Source organism: Qipengyuania oceanensis (assembly GCF_009827535.1).
Classification (GTDB): domain Bacteria; phylum Pseudomonadota; class Alphaproteobacteria; order Sphingomonadales; family Sphingomonadaceae; genus Qipengyuania_C; species Qipengyuania_C oceanensis.
This window is the reverse complement of sequence record NZ_WTYN01000001.1, coordinates 149,045-166,264: the sequence shown is the minus strand read 5'-3', so window position 1 is coordinate 166,264 and position 17,220 is coordinate 149,045. Positions and strand designations below refer to the sequence as shown.

The following is a 17,220-nucleotide window of genomic DNA, read 5'->3' as shown; positions in this document are numbered from 1 at the left end:
GATCAGGCGACGAATTCCACCTTGGTGCTCTGCGAAACCATCTGGGCGAGGCGCGCCGCGTCCCAGTTGGTCAGGCGAACGCAGCCGTGGCTTTGCGCGCGACCGATGGTTTCGGGGTCCGGCGTACCGTGGATGCCGTAGTGCTCCTTGCTGAGGTCGATCCAAACGACGCCGACCGGGCCGTTCGGTCCCGGCGGGAGCTGGTGTTCCTCGCCCTTGGCGTTCTTGTCGCCCTTGAGCACCTTGGGATCGTAAGCGAAGGGCGGATTATACGCCTCCCCCTTGATCTTCCAGTTCCCGAGCGGGAGCGGGAATTCGCTCGAGCCGGAGCTGACCGTGAACAATGCCACGAGCTTGTCGCCCTGGTAACCCTTGAGCGTCTTGCCCGCCTTGCTGACGACGATCCGGTCGAGCTTGGGCTGTTCGGAACCGACGCCGAGCGACGTCAGCGTGGCCTGCCAGTCACTGTCGTCGACCGATCCCGGCTGGATCGTGTCGGCGCCGATGTTCGGGACCCGGATGAGCTGGCCGGGCCGGTACATGCTGGTGCTGGAATTTTCGGCGGTGCGGGTGGTCTCCCCGCCACTCGGCGAGGCGGACGGGGTGGGTCTGGGAGACGCGCTGGCCATGGCGCTGGGCGAAGCCGATGGCGTTGCATCACCGGTGGCCGAGCCTTCCTTCATGCCTGCCGGTTTGCCGCCGGGATTGAGCTGCTCGAGAACCTCGATCGTCGTGTGGAAACGTTCCGCCAGCTTCTCGTCGAGCGATTCGTAACCCATCCGGTCGAGCTTGGCCTGCGCCGCCGTATCGTCGGGAATGTCGGTGTATTCGTTGTCCGACCAGTCCGCCGGGATGCGCACGACGCGGGTTGCCGGGATCGTCTCCCAGCGCGCGAGCGCTTCCTTGGTAGCCTCGTCGAGCTTGCCTGTCGTTTCGAGGTCGTTCGCTGTCTGGAAACCAACGAGCGCATTCTCGGTACTCATGCCCATCTTGCCGTCGATCACGCCCGGCCCGAAGCCCTGCCGGTCGAGCACGACCTGTGCCTGCATGATCGGTCGATCTTCGGGATCCGCGATGTCGAGCGCGGGATCGTTGGGGTCGCCGTCGTCGTTCGACGCCATCGAATCGGCGAGATTGTCGCTCTGCGTCTGCGTCTGCGCCGTCTCGGTATCGGCATCGTCGGCGTTCTTGTTCGGACCGCAAGCGGCCAAGGCGATCAACGAGGCAGTGATAAGGATATGGCGCATGCGGGACTCCCAGCTTTCCGGGCGCGACCCTCACGCCCTTTCGGTCCCTAACGCACATCGTCCACGATGGGTCCAACGAGCAGGACTAAGCGGAGATTACGTCTTTGAATCGCTTAACGTTCGCAGCTTCGTCCCCGACCCAGACAGCCGCCGAAACTGCGAGGAAATCCGCCCCCGCTGCCACCACCGGGGCGCAATTGTCGGGCGTGATACCGCCGATCGCGACGCAGGGGATCTCGAACAGCTGGCTCCACCATTCCAGGATCTCGACTTGCGGGCGATGGTCGCTCGCCTTCGTGGTACTCGGAAAGAAGCTGCCGAAGGCAACATAGTCAGCCCCGGCTTCGCCCGCTTCCATCGCGAAGTGCCGCGAATCGTGACAGGTCACGCCGATCTGCGCGTCCTTGCCGAGTTCTTCCCGCGCAGACTTCGGCTCGCCGTCGCCCTGTCCCAGGTGGACGCCATCGGCCTTCAACCGCTTTGCGAGTGCGATGTCGTCGTTGACGATGAAGGCGACGTCATGCCGCGCACAGATTGCCTGCAACGGCTCGGCAAGCCTGGCGGCCTCGTGCTGGTCGATTCCCTTCACCCGAAACTGGAAGGCAGCGACCAGACCTTCCCCCGCAACGATCGCGCGTTCGAGCCGTTCGGGAAATTCTCCGCCGACGTCCTGCGGCGAAATGAGGTAGAGGAGGCAACCGGGTTCGTTCATGGAGCGCTCAATAGCCCCGGAGCACAGCGACGCAAATGAAAGCGATCATGACAGGCTTCATCGTGCTGGCGCTGGCCGGCTGCGTTTCCGCCGCCGACGAGGCCGAACCCGAAAGGTGCGGCGCAATGGAATGCGTCGCCCTCGGAGAAGCCCAGCAGGTCGGCCGATGGGACGGCGACCTCGTCGTCACCCCGCTGCAGGTTCTGGAGGATTCGCGCTGCCCCACCGGCGCACAATGCGTCTGGGCAGGCCGCGTACGCCTGTCAGCCAGGCTGACGACGGGCACGGAAACCATAGAGGCGGAACTGACGACCGAACGGCCCTATCGCGTCAATGGCGGGATGCTCTCCATCGGCGAGGTCGTGCCAGGCGAGACAGCGCAAGGCGAGGCTGTGCCGGCCGCCCGCTATCGCTTCGGCTTCCTGTTCGCACCGGACCGGATGGCACCGCCACCGGTCAGATAACGGTCAGGCGACGCTGGCCGAGTGGATCTGATCGATCGCCGCGCCGAGCGTCGAATCGAACTCCTCGTCGCTCATCTCGGCGCGCAGGTCCTGCAGCAGTCCCCGGCTGAAGCTCGCGATCATGCCCTGGTTCTTGGCCAGTTCGCTGCAAGCTTCCTCGGTCGAATAGCCGCCCGACAGCGCCACGACGCGCAGAACACGCGGATGTGCGATGAGCGGAGCGTAGAGGTTGGCATCCACCGGGATCGACAGCTTGAGCATCACGCGCTCGGGTCCGTCCATAGCATCGAGTGCCTCACCGAGCTTCGAAAGCAGGATCGCGTCGGCAGCCTCGCGTTCGGGGCTCTTGATGTTCACTTCCGGCTCGATGATCGGGACGAGTCCGTGGCCGAGGATCTGCCGTCCGAAGGCGAACTGCTGCTCGACGATCGAAGCGATGCCGCTCGGATCGGCAAGATTGATGACGGAACGCATCTTCGTGCCGAACATCCCCAGGCCGGCAGCGTGGCGACACTGGTCGTCGAGATCGGGGATCGGCTTCATCAGCTGGACCCCGTCGTCCTCGTCTTCCAGCCCCTTGTCGACTTTCAGGAAGGGAACGATCCCGCGATCCTTCAGGGCTTGCGGGGTGGGCTTGCCATCGACCATGCCGTTCATCGTCTTCTCGAACAGAATAGCACCCAGAACCTTGCCATTGGCGAAGCAGGGCGAGGTGATGATACGGCTGCGCATCTGGTGAATGAGCTCGAACATCTCGGCCTCGCTGCCCCAGGCATCGTCACCGATGCCATAGCCCTGGAGCGCCTTGGGGGTCGAACCACCCGACTGGTCCAGCGCGGCAATGAAGCCCTCGCCGTTCTCGATCTGGGCGGTCATTTGCTCGGTGTTCATGCGGGCGGATCCTTGGCTGCTCGGTGGCGGAGATGCGGTTGCGAGGCGGCTTAGCCAGCACGTCCGCTGCCCGCAACTTTGTGAACGATAACAATCATGCGCGGCTGTGGGAACGTGACCTTCGCGGCTTCCGGGCGTTGGGGAAATAGAAAAGGAGGCTCCCGTGCTCGACAAAACCCAGGAAAAGCTCTGCACCGACAATCGGACCGATTTCAGCGACTTGAAAGCGTTGACGATCAATTGCACTTTGAAGCCATCACCCGGCGGATCGCACACCGACAAGTTGCTCGGCATTCCCGAAACCATCCTGGTGCGCAACAAGGTCGCGCTGGAGCAGATCCGGCTCGTCGATCACGACATCGCTCCGGGCGTCTATCCCGACATGACCGAACATGGCGCAGAGCAGGACGATTGGCCCGTCATTTGGGAAAAGTTCCGGGCAGCCGACATCCTGATCGTCGGAACGCCAATCTGGCTCGGTGAAAAATCTAGTGTTTGCCAGAGGTTGATCGAAAGACTTTACGCGCATTCGGGGCAGACAAACGACAAGGGCCAGTATGTATTCTATGGCAAGGTCGGCGGTTGCATCGTCACCGGCAACGAAGACGGCATCAAGCACGTCGGCATGGGCGTGCTCTATTCGCTGCAGCACGTCGGCTACACCATCCCTCCGCAAGCCGACGCGGGGTGGATCGGCGAAGCAGGTCCAGGGCCGAGCTATGGCGATCCGAAGGAGGACGGCGACGGCTATGTCGGTTTCGACAACGATTTCACGCGCCGCAACACCACCTTCATGACGTGGAACCTGATGCACATGGCGCGAATGCTGAAGGATGCGGGCGGCATCCCTTGTCACGGCAACTCGGTCGACCTGTGGAAGGAAGGACGGCGCTTCGACGCGCCCAACCCCGAATACCGCTGATCAGCCGGCGGCTCGCTCGCCGCGTTTGCCGAGCTTGCGGATGATACCCGTGAAACTGAGCAAGGGCGTCCCGTCTCCGGTCACGATGCCGCGTACGAAGATCGTCTTGCCGCCTCCGCGCGTCACCTCGCCGCGGGCCTCGATGAACTGTCCTACCTGCCCCGCGGCGAGGAAATCGCCCGCCAGGTTCATCGTCACTCCGTAGCTGTCGCGCATTTCCTCGCGCGCGATGGTGAACAGTGCCGCGTCCGCGAAGGTCAGCAGGCACCCGCCGTGCATGAAGCCGGCGCCGTTCATGTGCCGCTCTTCCGCGACGAAGGCGCAGATCCAGTCTCCGTTGGCGTCCTGCTTCTCGTAGAACGGGCCTGCCCGCTGTTCGAACGCATCGGACTTCCAGGTGGCCCAACCCGCCCACTCGCCTTCGGTGATGGCGATGGGCCCGTGGGACGATTCGACGATTTCGCTCATACAGCCCGCCCGCTCACGCTCGCAGCGCCGCAACGCCCGGCAGATCCTTGCCTTCCATCCATTCGAGGAAAGCGCCACCAGCCGTTGAAACGAAGGTAAAATCTTCCTTCACGCCCGCGTGGGCAAGCGCAGCGACGGTATCGCCCCCGCCGGCGACGGAAATCAGCGAACCGTCCTGGGTCAGCGCCGCTGCAGTCCGGGCAAGAGCGACGGTCGCCTCGTCGAAAGGCTCGGTCTCGAACGCGCCGAGCGGCCCGTTCCATACGAGGGTCCGACAGGTCTTGAGCACGTCGGCCAGTGCTTCGACCGCCTGCGGCCCGAGATCGAGGATCATCTCGTCTCCGGCGACTTCGTGGACGTTGCAGGTCCGCAGGCTGGGCGGATTGGCCGCGAATTCCTTCGCCACTACCACGTCATAGGGCAGATGCACGGTGCACCCTGCATGGTCTGCCTCGTCCATGATCCGGTTTGCGGTATCGGTCAGGTCGTGCTCGCACAGCGACTTGCCGACATCGACCCCGCGCGCGGCGAGGAAGGTGTTCGCCATGCCGCCGCCGATGATCAGGTGCTGGACCTTGCCGACTAGGTTTTCCAGCACGTCGAGCTTGGTGGATACCTTCGCCCCGCCGACGACTGCGGCCACCGGCTGTTCGGGCGAGCCGAGCGCCGCATCCAGCGCCTTGAGTTCGGCTTCCATCGAACGTCCGGCGTAGGCAGGCAGGAAATGCGCCAGCCCCTCGGTCGAGGCGTGGGCGCGGTGCGCGGCGGAAAAGGCATCATTGACGTACAGATCGCCATGCGCGGCGATCGCCTTGGCGAATTCGGGATCGTTGGCTTCCTCGCCCGGCCAGAAGCGGACGTTGTCGAGCAGGCCGATGTCGCCGTTGCCGAGGATCCCGATCGACTGTCCGACGACCGGCCCGGAAACCTCGGGAATGAACATGATCTCGCGATCGAGCACCCTCTCGAGATCGCCCTGCACCATGCTGGTGCTCATGGTCGAGTGGCGTTGCCCCTTTGGACGACCGAAATGGGCGAGCAGGAGCACCTTGGCCCCCTTGTCGGCGAGCTCGAGAATCGTCGGCTTGGCCGCCTCGACCCGGCTCACGTCACTCGCGCGGCCTTCCTGCATCGGCAGGTTGAGATCGACGCGTACGAGCGCGACCTTGCCCGTCAGGTCGTCACCCAGGTCGTCGAGGGTCTTGAAGGCCGCCATCAAAGCATCCCGGCCATGACCCCGGCGGTGTCGATCATCCGGTTGGAGAAGCCCCACTCGTTATCGTACCAAGATACGACACGCGCCAGCTTGCCCTCCATAACGCTGGTTTCGAGACTGTCGACGGTCGAACTGGCCGGATGGTGGTTGAAGTCGCTCGAGACGAGCGGCTTGTCCGTATAATCGAGCACGCCCTTCATCTTGCCTTCCGCGGCCGCCTTGAGCGCCGCATTCAGTTCCTCGGCACTGGTATCGCGCTTGGGAACGAAGGTCAGGTCGACGAGGCTGACGTTGGGCGTCGGCACGCGGACCGAGGAGCCGTCGAGCTTGCCCTTCAGTTCCGGCAGCACAAGGCCGACCGCGCGGGCCGCACCGGTGGTTGTCGGGATCATGTTCTGCGCCCCGCCACGCGCCCGGCGAAGGTCGCTGTGGATCTGGTCGAGCATCCGCTGGTCGTTGGTGTAGCTGTGGATCGTGGTCATGAAACCGCGTTCGATCCCGACGAGGTCGTTCAGCACCTTGGCGACCGGAGCGAGGCAGTTCGTCGTGCAGCTGGCGTTGGAAACGACGTCGTCTTCAGGCGTCAGCGTGTCCTGGTTGACGCCGAAGACGATGGTCTTGGAAACGCCTGTCGCAGGAGCGGAGATGAGCACCTTCTTAGCACCGGCCGACAAGTGCGGCCTGGCGGCCTCGTCCGACTGGAAGAAGCCGGTGCATTCGAGGACGATGTCGATGCCGTTGTCGCCATGCGGGAGCTTGCCCGGCTCGCGCTCCGAGGTGACCTTGATGTGCTTGCCGTTGACGACGAGGTCGGTGCCGTCGACCTCGACCGTGCCGGGAAAGCGGCCATGCGTGCTGTCGAAGCCGAACAGCAGCGCATTCGAGCCGGTGTCGGCGAGATCGTTGATCGAGACCAGTTCGAGATCGTGGTCGTCACGTTCGAGGATGGCCCGCGCCACGAGGCGGCCGATGCGTCCGAAACCGTTGATTGCAACCTTGGTCGCCATGTTAAAAGCTCCTGCTTATCCGTTCAATTTGTTCATGATCTTGGGCACGATGGCATCGGCGGTGAAGCCGAACTTCTCGAACAGTTGTTCTGCCGGTGCCGATGCGCCGAACCGGTCGAGGCCGATGGTGATGCCGTCGTTGCCGACATAGCGTTCCCAGCCGAGCGTGCTGCCCGCCTCGATCGAAACCTTGAGCAGACCAGCCGGGAAGAGGTCCGCCTTGTAGTTTGCGTCCTGCGCCTCAAGAAGATCCATGCACGGCATCGAGACGACATCTGCCCCCACGCCCTGCTCTTCCAGCCTCGCGGCAGTAGCCAGTGCTACTTCCACTTCGGAACCGCTTGCCACGATCACGACTTTGCGGGGTCCTTGCGCCGCTTTCAGGCGGTAGGCCCCCTTGGCGGACATGTTCTGGCCGAGATCGGCCTTGCGAACCTGCGGAAGGTTCTGCCGGGTGAGGCACAGTGCCGAGGGCGTTCCGGCGTGTTCGAGCGCCAGCAACCAACATTCCGCCGTTTCGATCAGGTCCGCCGGCCGGAATACGTTGAGATTGGGGATCAGGCGCAGGCTCATCACCTGTTCCACCGGCTGGTGGGTCGGCCCGTCTTCGCCCAACCCGATGCTGTCATGCGTCAGCACGAAGATCGAGCGCGTCTGCTGGAGCGCCGCGAGCCGGATCGCGTTGCGGCAATAGTCGCTGAAGATCAGGAAGGTGCCGCCATAGGGGATCACGCCGCCGTGCAGCGCCATGCCGTTCATCGCCGCGGCCATGCCGAATTCGCGGATGCCGTAATATACGTAGCGCCCGTCGTAATTGTCTGCCGTGAAAGGCCCGGTTGAGGGCGTCTTCGTGTTGTTCGAGCCGGTGAGATCCGCAGAACCGCCGATCATCGCCGGCACGCTGGCGGTCAGCTTGCCGAGCACCATCTCCGATGCCTTGCGCGTCGCGACCTTCTGATCGCCCGAAAGCCATTCCTCCATCGCGCCGGCAAGCAGGTCGCCATCCGGCAGCTTGCCGGCCATGCGGTCGGCGAATTCGCCGGTGGTATCGTATTGCTTTGCGCGATCCTGCCACTGCGAACGGGCGGCCTTGCCGTGTTCGCCGGTCGCCTTCCAGTCGGCGAGGATCGCGTCCGGAACGACGAAGGGCTCGTATTCCCAACCCAGCTGCTCGCGCGCGGCGGCAATCTCGTCTGCGCCAAGAGGTGAGCCGTGCACGCCGCTGGTCCCCTGCTTGTTGGGAGCGCCCTTGCCGATGACGGTGTTGCAGACGACCAGCGTGGGACGGTCGGTGTCGTCCCGAGCGGCGGCCAGGGCGGTGTCGATTTCGCCGAAGTCGTGCCCGCTGCATTCGACGACATGCCAGCCATTCGCACGATAGCGGGCCTGAATGTCCTCGCAGGTCGACAGGTCGGTGTCGCCGTCGATCGTGATGTTATTGCTGTCCCACAGCACGTTGAGCCGGCCGAGCTTCAGGTGCCCGGCGAGCCCGATGGCCTCGTGGTTGATGCCCTCCATCAGGCATCCGTCGCCCGCGATCACCCAGGTACGGTGGTCGACCAGCGCGTCGCCGTAGATCGCGTTGAGATGACGTTCCGCCATCGCCATCCCGACCGCCATCGCGAGACCCTGCCCCAGCGGGCCGGTTGTGCATTCGATGCCGTCGAGCAGGAAATTCTCCGGGTGACCGGCACAACGGCTGCCCAGCTGGCGGAAATTGGCGATGTCTTCCATCGTCGGCCTGGCATAGCCTGACAGGTTGAGCAGTGCGTAGATCAGCATCGATCCATGGCCGGCCGACAGGACGAAGCGGTCGCGGTCTGCCCAGTCGGGCGCGGACGGATCGAATTTGAGATATTTCGACCACAGCACGGTGGCCACGTCGGCCATGCCCATCGGCATTCCGGGGTGGCCCGAATTGGCTGCCTGTACCGCATCCATCGAAAGGGCACGGACGGCATTCGCCATCGGTGCGAGGCGGGCGGGATCGAGGCTCATGCGAAAGGGCTCCTGCGGCAGGCTGATTCGGGCGCGCGCAAGTGCCTTTGCGGACCCTCGGTAAGAGGTCAAGCAAGCTGCCCTTGTCACTCCCCAATTGGGCCCCGCATTCGCGCGGTCGCTTGCCGATCCGACGAGTTATCAACAGCCCGTCCCAAGCTTTTGCACAATTTGCGCAAAGCCTGTAATTTTACGGTCATGGACAGCAGCCGCGTAACCCGTGCCATGTCGCGCATCGAGGACGCGCTCGCGCGCATCGAACGTGCTGCTGCCAGTCCCCGATCGGTCGACGCCGGTGACGCGGATCTTGCGAAGCGTCACGAGCGGCTGAAAGACACCGTTCGCGAGCAACTCGGCGAGCTCGACAGTCTGATTGCAAGGCTCGAGCGATGAGCCAGGTCACGCTCAACATCGGTGGCCGCAATTACACCGTTTCCTGCGGCGATGGCGAGGAAGCGCATGTGCGCGACCTCGGCCGTTTGATCGACGACAAGGTCAAGGCCGTCACCGGCGGCCGCCCGACTCCGGAAGCGCAATCCCTGCTGTTCGCCGCCCTGATGCTTGCCGACCAGGTGCACGAGACCTCCAGCCCCGAAAACGACTCCGAAGAAATGGCCGATGCGCTCGAACGCGTTGCCAATTCGCTCGAACGATGCGCGCAGGGTCTTGAGAGCGGGCGTCCGGCTTCCTAAATCGGCCACTGGCGGGACTGCCCGGCACGAGCCGTTCGAATATCCCTGAGGCTATAAGCAATCCTAGGGAGCTGTCCCTGCCCCGGAACACGGGTTCGTCCTGGGAACTGGGGTACACGGCGCCCACCTGACGTTTTGGCGTCAGAGGATTTCACTGGCAAACGACCCATGGTGGTTCCGCTACTTTACTATCGCGCCACAGGGTACCGTGGCCGGTTTCGCTCCCGCTGCCCGAGCGCGGTGCCTGACAACCCTGCAGGGTCGGTCTTGTCGAAGACCCGCACTTCAATCTAGGCACCATACGAGATGGACAAATCTTCGCTTCGCACACAGCTGCGCGCCACGCGGGCGGCCCATGTCGCCGCCTTGCCCGATACGACGCGCGCGCTGATCTTCCTGCGTCCGCCCGGCGCGGTGCAGGAGCTTGTGCCAGACGATGCGGTCGTCGGCCTTTATCACGCGACGAAAAACGAAGCCCCTGCAGGTGCTTACGCGCGCTTCTTCGCCGAGCGTGGCCACACCATCGCCCTGCCCCGCTTCACGGGCCGCGAAGCGCCCATGGACTTTGCGCTTCACCAGGATCCTTTCGATAAAGGCGATCTCGTTGAAACTCCATCCGGTATCATGCAACCGGGACCAAGAGCGCAGACGCTGGTTCCGGACGTGCTGTTCGTCCCGTTGCTCGGCTTCACCGAACGCGGCGAACGGATCGGCCAGGGCGCGGGCCACTATGATCGCTGGCTCGCTGAACATCCAAACACGGTCACGATCGGCATGGCCTGGGACGCGCAACTCGTCGACGAATTGCCTACCGAAGCGCACGACGTGCCGCTTACCGCGGTAGTCACCCCTACCCGCCTCTATGGCCCCTTCGACCGGAGCATGTCATGAGAACCGAACCGACCTGGCGCATTCCCGTGGGCATCTTGCTGCTGCTCGCAGCACTGCTGATCTACGGCATCGTGATCGCGCGCTATGTTCCACACGCGATCGGCAACTGGCCGACCCTCGTGCAGACGGTCGTCTATCTGGTTCTCGGACTGATCTGGCTACTGCCCTTGCGCCGCTTCCTGATCTGGATGGAGACCGGCCGCTGGAGCGCGCCCCCGACCGACTGAACGCTCCGGTTTGAGTTGCCAAGCGTCCCAAGCCGCCGTAGCCTCGCGTTCGAGAGAGAGGTACGGGGATGGTATCACGCGAAGGTGTTGCAGGCGCGGAGCTTGCGCCTCCGGCAACGATCGGCCTGAAATCGGCGTATGGCTTCGGCGCAGCCGCATTCGGGATCAAGAACAACGGCTTCGATTATTTCCTGCTGCTTTTCTATGGCACCGTCGTCGGGCTCGAGCCGGGCCTCGTAGGTCTCGCCATCCTGATCGCATTGTGCGCCGATGCCCTTTCGGACCCCTTGGTCGGTTACTGGTCCGACAATCTCCATTCGAAATGGGGCCGTCGACACCCCTTCATGTATGCCGCCGCGATCCCCGTGGCGCTCAGCTATTTCCTGCTCTGGAACCCGCCGGACTGGGGTCAGACCGGATTGTTCGTCTACCTCACGCTTATCGCGATCCTGATCCGGACGTTCATCACCTTCTACGAAACTCCCAGTTCGGCGCTGATCCCCGAGTTGAGCACCGATTACGACGAGCGCACGAGTCTTCAGTCGTTCCGCATGTTCTTCGCCTGGACCGGCGGCAACGTGATGAGCGTGCTGATGTTCGGCATCTTGCTGACCGGACCGCTCGGAATGCGCGACCGCGAGGCTTTCGAGACCTACGGCATTATCGCCAGCGTGCTGATCTTCATCGCCATCATGGTCTCCGCGCTGGGCACGCATAGCCGCATCCCCTATCTCCACCGACCGGTTGCTCGCGGCGAACGCTACAGCGTGCGGCGAATCTTTCGCGAGATGATCGAGACGCTGAGCGAGAAGAGCTTCATCGCCCTGTTCTTTTCGACCGTAATCTTCGCAATCGCGAGCGGCCTGTCCGCGGCGCTTGCCTTCCTGATGCTCAATTACTTCTGGGGATTCTCCGAATTCCAGATCTTCATCTGGACCTGCACGGTGTTCTTCTCGGCAGCGATAGGCTTCATCGTCGCGCCCTGGGCAAGCCGGCGCTGGGGCAAGAAGAAGGCGACGATGATCCTCGGCGTTCTCGCCTTCACTATCCAGCCCGCACCGGTCCTTGCGCGCCTCGCCGGGCTGATGCCGGAAAACGGCGATCCGCTGCTCTTCCCCCTGGTGCTGGCGATCAACGTCGTCGACCTCTCGCTGATCATCGCGGTGACCACAACGGCCTATGCGATGATCGCCGACCTCGTCGAGTCCAACCAACTGAGGACCGGTCGCCGTAACGAGGGGGTCTATTACGCCTCGCTCACCTTTACCCGGAAGACGACGCAGGGCCTCGGCGTGCTCGCCGCGGGCCTGATCCTCTCCATCGTGCAGTTTCCCGAAGGTGCCGAACCGTCGAGCGTGGCGCCGCAGATCCTGTGGAACCTCGGCGCGTTCTATGCCCCCACCCTGCTGGTGCTGTGGCTGAGCGCGCTGTGGTGCATCTCGCGCTACAGGATCGACAAGGCCGGCCACGAGGAGAACCTGCGCCAGCTGGCCGAACGAGACGTCCGCGCGTGAAGCGCCTGCTCGGGCATGCGCTAATCGTTCTGCTCACCGTGGCGGCGCTCGCGTGGGTCAACCAGCGCGCGATCGGACAACGCCTGTTCGACCGGGCGGTGGATCAGCGTGTCCAGCGGGATCTAGTCGCCGAATTGCCGGACGGCCTGCACGCCTTCGTCTGCGGCAGCGGCGCCCCTCTGGCCGATGCAGAGCGAGCCGGACCGTGCATCGCCGTACTCGCAGGTAAGCACGGATTCGTCTTCGATTCAGGCTCCGGCTCTATCCGCAAGCTCGGCGCGATGCAGTTTCCGTTCGACCGGCTCGATGCGGCTTTCCTGACGCATCTGCATTCCGATCACATAGATGGTCTCGGCGAACTCATGCTGCAGGCCTGGATTGCCGGCGGCCGCAACACGCCGTTGCCGATTTACGGCCCCCCGCGGACCGACGAGGCAGTGGCAGGCTTCACCAGCGCCTACGCTCCCGATCGCGGCTTCAGGATCGCGCATCACGGCCCGCAAGTTGCCAAGCCCGGCGGCTTTGGCGCAGATGCGAAGGTCATCGACATCGATGCGCTCGAAGCGGCCGGCTGGGACGGTATGGTTTTCTCCGAGAACGGGGTGGTGATCAAAGCGCTGCGGGTCGATCACAGCCCGGTCGATTTCGCCTTCGCCTATCGCATCGAGTACGGCGGGCGCGCGGTGGTGATCAGCGGAGACACCTCTGCCGTTCCCGATCTGGCTGTATTTGCCAAGAATGCGGACGTCATCTTCCACGACGCGCTCAATCCTCAGATGGTGGGCCGGATGGGCGCCGCGCTGAAGCGGCACGACCAGCCGCGGCTGGCGAAGATCATGACCGACATTCCCGATTACCACGCAACGCCACTCGAGGCAGCGCGAATTGCCGAGCGGGCCGGCGCATCGACGCTGGTGCTGTACCACATGGTTCCCGGACCGCCCGTAGCGCTCATGAACGAGGCCTTCCTCGGCAGCGCGCGCGAAGCTTTTTCCGGCGACCTCGAACTGGCGAAGGACGGCATGATCGTCAGCCTGCCCGCAGGCAAATCCACGATCACATTCGATCAGCTTCTCTAGAAAGATGGTCCCAAGTGGCGCGAGTGACGGGACTCGAACCCGCGACCCTCGGCGTGACAGGCCGATACTCTAACCAACTGAGCTACACCCGCGCATTTAAGCGGCTTCAGCGCCTCTTGGGAGCCGCGCATCTAGTGGAGGGTCGAAAGGCTGTCAACCGCGTTCGGGGCGCTTTGGGCATGGTTTTTTCCCACGCCCTTCGGACGAAGAAAACTGCCACCGCGTTAACCATATTTTGACCGCTCAGGCGCCATTTGCCGCCTCGCAACAACAGCGCGATGCGGGGGCAATCGATGCGCAGAATTCTCGAATGCATGGCAATGATGGCAATGTTCTGGGGGCCGCTCAGCGCGCAGGACCGCGCGGTCGACAGCCGCATTTATCTCGAGAGCCGTGACGGCTCGCAACGCATGGTGTCGCAACCGCGCGAATTGCGCCGGGGCGATCGCGTAGTAGCGGTGCTGGACTGGTCCGCCCTGCCCCGCCGCAACGAAGTATTGACCAGCGAGGTGCCGTCGCACCTCAGCTTCCTCGACGCGAGCCTCGACGATGTCGAGCTGTCGCGAGACGGCGGACGCAGCTGGCAGGCCGCAGACAGCAATGCGAGCGGCCGGGTTACGCACCTTCGCTGGCGCACGGGCGCGACACGCCGCCTTGCCTACAGCGCGATCGTGCGCTGAACGGTCAAGTCAGTCGGCGAGCAACCTCGCCGGCGCTTCAATCAGCTTCTTCATCTCCTGGATGAAGCTGGCGGCATCCCAGCCGTCGACGACGCGATGATCGCAACTGATGGAGATATTCATCAGCTTGCGCTTCTCGATGCGCTCGCCGCCATTTCCGTCGCTGACGAACATCGGCCGCTCGATGATGCGATTGGGGCCGATGATCGCGACTTCCGGCCGGTTGATGACCGGTGTCGTCGCTACTCCGCCAAGCGGGCCGAGCGAGGTGATCGTCAGCGTCGATCCAGACAGTTCCTCCGATTTCGCCGAACCGTCGCGCGCAGCTTCGGCCAGGCGCGTGATTTCCCGAGCGAGCTGCCACAGGTTCTTCGCCTGCGCATCCCGGATCACGGGGACCATCAGCCCGCCATCTGTCTGGGTCGCCATGCCGAGATGGACCGATCCGTGCCGCGTCACGACATTGGCCTCGTCATCGTAGCGAGCGTTGATCATCGGGAACTCGGGGACCAGCTTGCAGATAGCGGTGATCAGCAGCGGGAGCATCGTTAGCTTCAGGCGATCGCCCTTCGCGCTGTTCAGCTGGGCGCGCAGCCGCTCCAATTCCGTGACATCGACTTCCTCGACGTAGGAGAAATGCGGGATCGAACGCTTGGAGGCTGCCATGTTCTGCGCGATGCGCTTGCGCAGGCCGATAACCTTGATTTCCTCGTCCGATCGCGTGGCTCCACCGGCGGAGAATCCGCCGTTGTAGGACAGGAAGCTATCGAGATCCGCATGGCGAACGCGGCCATCGCCGGCCGGCTTCACCTGCGACAGGTCGACGCCAAGGTCCTTCGCTCGCGCACGGACTGCGGGCGAGGCCAGCACTTTCGCGTGCGATTGCGGCGCAGGTGCCGGGGTCGGCTCAGGCAGCGGCTGCGGGTCGGGATCGGCAGCAATCGCATCGTCGGCATCGCTCGCATCCGACGTCTCGACCTCAATTCGCTCGACCACGTCTTCATCCTTCGGCGCGGGAGCAGGCGTGGTCTCGGCAGGTGAGTCTTCCTCGACCTCGACATCGCCTTGGGTCTCGATCACCAGCAGCATCGAGCCGACCGCGATCGTGTCGCCGACTTCGCCCGCGACTTCCAGAACCTTGCCGTCGACCGGGCTTTCGATGTCGATGGTCGCCTTGTCTGTCATCACGTCGACCAGGTGCTGGTCTTCGCTGACGGTATCGCCGACCTTGACGTGCCAGTCGACGATTTCCGCCTCGGCAACGCCTTCGCCGACATCGGGCATGTTGAATGTGAACTTTGCCATGGTCGGTTACTCGCTCAGGATCTTGTCGATGGCCTCGCCGATACGGACCGGGCCGGGGAAATAGGCCCATTCGAGGCTGTGGGGATAGGGCGTGTCGAAGCCGGTCACGCGTTCGACCGGAGCTTCGAGGTGATAGAAGCACCGCTCGGTAACAAGGGCCGAAAGCTCCGCGCCGAAACCGCTGGTCCGGGTCGCCTCATGGACGATCAGGCAACGGCCGGTCTTCTCGACGCTGGCCTCGATCGCCTCGATATCGAGCGGGACGAGCGTGCGCAGGTCGAGGATGTCCGCATCGCAGCCCTTCTCGCGGCACACCGCCTCGGCGACATGGACCATTGTGCCGTAGGTCAGGATGGTCAGCGCATCGCCTTCGCGCACGGTGCGCGCCTTGCCGAGCGGTATGCGGTAATAGTCTTCCGGGACCACGCTCGCGTCGTGTCGCTTCCACGGCTCGACCGGCTTGTCGTAATAGCCCGAGAACGGTCCGTTGTAGATCCGCTTGGGTTCGAAGAAGATGACCGGATCATTATCCTCGATCGCGGCAATCAGCAGGCCCTTGGCGTCGTAAGGCGTCGAGGGAATCACGGTCTTGAGACCCGATACGTGGGTGAACAGCGCCTCGGGGCTCTGGCTGTGCGTCTGCCCGCCGAAAATGCCCCCGCCGAAGGGCGAGCGCACCGTCATCGGGGCGATGAATTCCGTCGCCGAGCGATACCGCAGGCGCGCCGCCTCGCTGATGAGCTGGTCGAGCCCGGGATAGATGTAATCGGCGAACTGGATTTCCGGAACGGGCCTGAGGCCGTAGGCGCCCATGCCGACGGCAACGCCGATGATTCCGCATTCAGAGATCGGCGTGTCGAACACCCGGGTCTTGCCGTGTTTCTCCTGCAGGCCGGCGGTACAACGGAATACGCCGCCGAAATACCCGACATCCTCGCCCATGATGATAACGTCCGGATCGCGCGCGAGCATGATGTCGAGCGCCTCGTTGATCGCCTCGATCATGTTGAGCCGTCGTTCGGTGCCGTTCGACGTCGCCAAAGCCTCTTTCACTTCCGTGCTCATCGCTTCGACCCCTTCACCACGAACTCGTCTCCGGCGTGAGCCTTCCAGGCCGTGAGCCGCGCGACGGCTTGCTTATCGTCGAGACCATGTCCCTGCAGGAAGAGCCGGATCGCCGGTGCCGCTCGGGCAAGAAGGTTCGCGTCGTCGACCAGCCCGTGATCGGCATCCTGCACCGTCACCGCGTAAGCCGACGTCTTCGTACTTTCGATCGGCAGCAGATGATCGGCAGCAGTATTGGCATATCCCATCTGCGCCGGGATCGTATCGGCGGTGCCCGTGATCATCATTACCGGAACCTCGATCGTCGAATATGCCTGCTCGCTGACAAGGCCCGGAATGCGCGCGGGAGAAGAGAAAGCCAGCACTGCGCGAACCTGCGGTATTCGCATCGGAATCATGCCGGCGAACGCGCCGCCTTCTCCCATCGAAAGCAAAGCGCCGTAACTATGGCCAACGGCGATCATCGGCAGGCCGGCAAATCGCAGGGAGGCGTATGCCGCGCTCGCCTGCAAGTCGGCAACCCGTTCAACCAGGCTTTCCTGCATCGAGAACTTGCCGAGATCGGGGCTTCGCTGGGAGTCCACGTGCAACGGGGCGACAACGACGAAGCCCTCTTCGTTTAGCATGCGTGCAGCGCGTTCATACCGTTCCGGCCAAGAACCCATCCCGGTCGAGAAGATCGCAATTCCGCGCGGTTTGGCGGGCGACCAGATGGTTAGTTCGGTCGTCCGGCCTTCGCGTACCGCAAGAGTGACCGTCTCCGCCGTCGCGGCCGTGACCGCCTGTGGGTCTGCGATTGCTGCCCGGTCCATCGCGCAACCAGCGGTCAGGGAAGCCGCAAG

19 protein-coding genes, 1 tRNA gene and 1 other RNA gene are annotated in these 17,220 nt (G+C 63.7%); 10 read left to right on the top strand and 11 right to left on the bottom strand.

Annotated features, from left to right (window positions below):
• Positions 1-2: 2 nt before the first annotated feature.
• Positions 3-1,247, bottom strand: coding sequence for a L,D-transpeptidase family protein (locus GRI48_RS00785; protein ID WP_160669995.1), 1,245 nt, complete (start codon positions 1,245-1,247; stop codon positions 3-5).
• An 85-nt stretch (positions 1,248-1,332) separates the two neighbouring features.
• On the bottom strand, positions 1,333-1,959 hold the full coding sequence (gene thiE, locus GRI48_RS00780) for a thiamine phosphate synthase (protein ID WP_160669992.1): 627 nt from the start codon (positions 1,957-1,959) through the stop codon (positions 1,333-1,335).
• A 47-nt stretch (positions 1,960-2,006) separates the two neighbouring features.
• On the opposite strand from thiE, the gene GRI48_RS00775 reads away from it, so the two are divergent.
• On the top strand, positions 2,007-2,423 hold the full coding sequence (locus tag GRI48_RS00775) for a hypothetical protein (RefSeq protein WP_160669989.1): 417 nt from the start codon (positions 2,007-2,009) through the stop codon (positions 2,421-2,423).
• Positions 2,424-2,426: 3 nt separating this feature from the next.
• Here GRI48_RS00775 and GRI48_RS00770 read toward each other — a convergent pair whose 3' ends face one another.
• The gene (locus GRI48_RS00770; RefSeq protein WP_160669986.1) at positions 2,427-3,314 is read right to left on the bottom strand and encodes a fructose bisphosphate aldolase; all 888 of its coding nucleotides are present in this window, start codon (positions 3,312-3,314) and stop codon (positions 2,427-2,429) included.
• A gap of 163 nt (positions 3,315-3,477) precedes the next feature.
• Here GRI48_RS00770 and GRI48_RS00765 point away from each other — a divergent pair, with 163 nt between their 5' ends.
• Entirely contained in the window at positions 3,478-4,236 is a 759-nt protein-coding gene (locus tag GRI48_RS00765) for an NAD(P)H-dependent oxidoreductase (RefSeq protein ID WP_160669983.1), read from the top strand.
• Here GRI48_RS00765 and GRI48_RS00760 read toward each other — a convergent pair whose 3' ends face one another.
• The 4 genes from GRI48_RS00760 to tkt are packed head-to-tail and all read right to left on the bottom strand — an operon-like array spanning position 4,237 to position 8,925.
• Positions 4,237-4,704 carry a PaaI family thioesterase gene (locus tag GRI48_RS00760; RefSeq protein ID WP_160669980.1) on the bottom strand — a complete coding sequence of 156 codons (468 nt, stop codon included), beginning with the start codon at positions 4,702-4,704 and terminating at the stop codon, positions 4,237-4,239.
• Positions 4,705-4,717: 13 nt separating this feature from the next.
• On the bottom strand, positions 4,718-5,920 hold the full coding sequence (locus GRI48_RS00755) for a phosphoglycerate kinase (protein WP_160669977.1): 1,203 nt from the start codon (positions 5,918-5,920) through the stop codon (positions 4,718-4,720).
• Positions 5,920-6,927, bottom strand: a complete 1,008-nt coding sequence (gap, locus tag GRI48_RS00750; protein ID WP_160669974.1) for a type I glyceraldehyde-3-phosphate dehydrogenase — start codon at positions 6,925-6,927, stop codon at positions 5,920-5,922. The genes GRI48_RS00755 and gap overlap by 1 nt, the downstream gene beginning before the upstream one ends.
• Before the next feature lie 15 nt (positions 6,928-6,942).
• Positions 6,943-8,925, bottom strand: a complete 1,983-nt coding sequence (gene tkt / locus GRI48_RS00745) for a transketolase (RefSeq protein WP_160669971.1) — start codon at positions 8,923-8,925, stop codon at positions 6,943-6,945.
• Positions 8,926-9,123: 198 nt separating this feature from the next.
• On the opposite strand from tkt, the gene GRI48_RS00740 reads away from it, so the two are divergent.
• From GRI48_RS00740 to GRI48_RS00710, 7 genes are all read left to right on the top strand, one after another.
• Positions 9,124-9,318: a hypothetical protein gene (locus tag GRI48_RS00740; protein WP_160669967.1), complete on the top strand. Its 195-nt coding sequence runs from the start codon at positions 9,124-9,126 to the stop codon at positions 9,316-9,318.
• Positions 9,315-9,617 (top strand): cell division protein ZapA, encoded by a 303-nt coding sequence (locus GRI48_RS00735; protein WP_160669964.1) that lies wholly within the window; start codon positions 9,315-9,317, stop codon positions 9,615-9,617. The genes GRI48_RS00740 and GRI48_RS00735 overlap by 4 nt, the downstream gene beginning before the upstream one ends.
• 11 nt (positions 9,618-9,628) lie before the next feature.
• A non-coding RNA gene (gene ssrS, locus GRI48_RS00730) (6S RNA) lies at positions 9,629-9,799 on the top strand.
• Positions 9,800-9,923: 124 nt separating this feature from the next.
• Positions 9,924-10,508, top strand: coding sequence for a 5-formyltetrahydrofolate cyclo-ligase (locus GRI48_RS00725; protein ID WP_160669961.1), 585 nt, complete (start codon positions 9,924-9,926; stop codon positions 10,506-10,508).
• Positions 10,505-10,735 (top strand): DUF2842 domain-containing protein, encoded by a 231-nt coding sequence (locus GRI48_RS00720; RefSeq protein ID WP_160669958.1) that lies wholly within the window; start codon positions 10,505-10,507, stop codon positions 10,733-10,735. The genes GRI48_RS00725 and GRI48_RS00720 overlap by 4 nt, the downstream gene beginning before the upstream one ends.
• A 68-nt stretch (positions 10,736-10,803) precedes the next feature.
• Positions 10,804-12,249 carry an MFS transporter gene (locus GRI48_RS00715; RefSeq protein WP_160669955.1) on the top strand — a complete coding sequence of 482 codons (1,446 nt, stop codon included), beginning with the start codon at positions 10,804-10,806 and terminating at the stop codon, positions 12,247-12,249.
• Positions 12,246-13,328 (top strand): MBL fold metallo-hydrolase, encoded by a 1,083-nt coding sequence (locus GRI48_RS00710; RefSeq protein ID WP_160669952.1) that lies wholly within the window; start codon positions 12,246-12,248, stop codon positions 13,326-13,328. The genes GRI48_RS00715 and GRI48_RS00710 overlap by 4 nt, the downstream gene beginning before the upstream one ends.
• A gap of 15 nt (positions 13,329-13,343) precedes the next feature.
• On the opposite strand, the gene GRI48_RS00705 is transcribed toward GRI48_RS00710, so the two are convergent.
• Positions 13,344-13,420 (bottom strand) — tRNA-Asp (locus GRI48_RS00705).
• Between the two features lie 222 nt (positions 13,421-13,642).
• Here GRI48_RS00705 and GRI48_RS00700 point away from each other — a divergent pair.
• Entirely contained in the window at positions 13,643-14,008 is a 366-nt protein-coding gene (locus GRI48_RS00700; RefSeq protein WP_160669949.1) for a hypothetical protein, read from the top strand.
• Positions 14,009-14,017: 9 nt separating this feature from the next.
• On the opposite strand, the gene GRI48_RS00695 is transcribed toward GRI48_RS00700, so the two are convergent.
• The 3 genes from GRI48_RS00695 to GRI48_RS00685 are packed head-to-tail and all read right to left on the bottom strand — an operon-like array spanning position 14,018 to position 17,190.
• On the bottom strand, positions 14,018-15,313 hold the full coding sequence (locus GRI48_RS00695) for a dihydrolipoamide acetyltransferase family protein (protein WP_160669946.1): 1,296 nt from the start codon (positions 15,311-15,313) through the stop codon (positions 14,018-14,020).
• Between the two features lie 6 nt (positions 15,314-15,319).
• A complete protein-coding gene (locus GRI48_RS00690; protein WP_160669943.1) occupies positions 15,320-16,378 on the bottom strand; it encodes an alpha-ketoacid dehydrogenase subunit beta in 1,059 nt (352 codons plus the stop codon).
• Positions 16,375-17,190, bottom strand: a complete 816-nt coding sequence (locus GRI48_RS00685) for a serine aminopeptidase domain-containing protein (RefSeq protein WP_160669940.1) — start codon at positions 17,188-17,190, stop codon at positions 16,375-16,377. The genes GRI48_RS00690 and GRI48_RS00685 overlap by 4 nt, the downstream gene beginning before the upstream one ends.
• Positions 17,191-17,220: the final 30 nt, after the last annotated feature.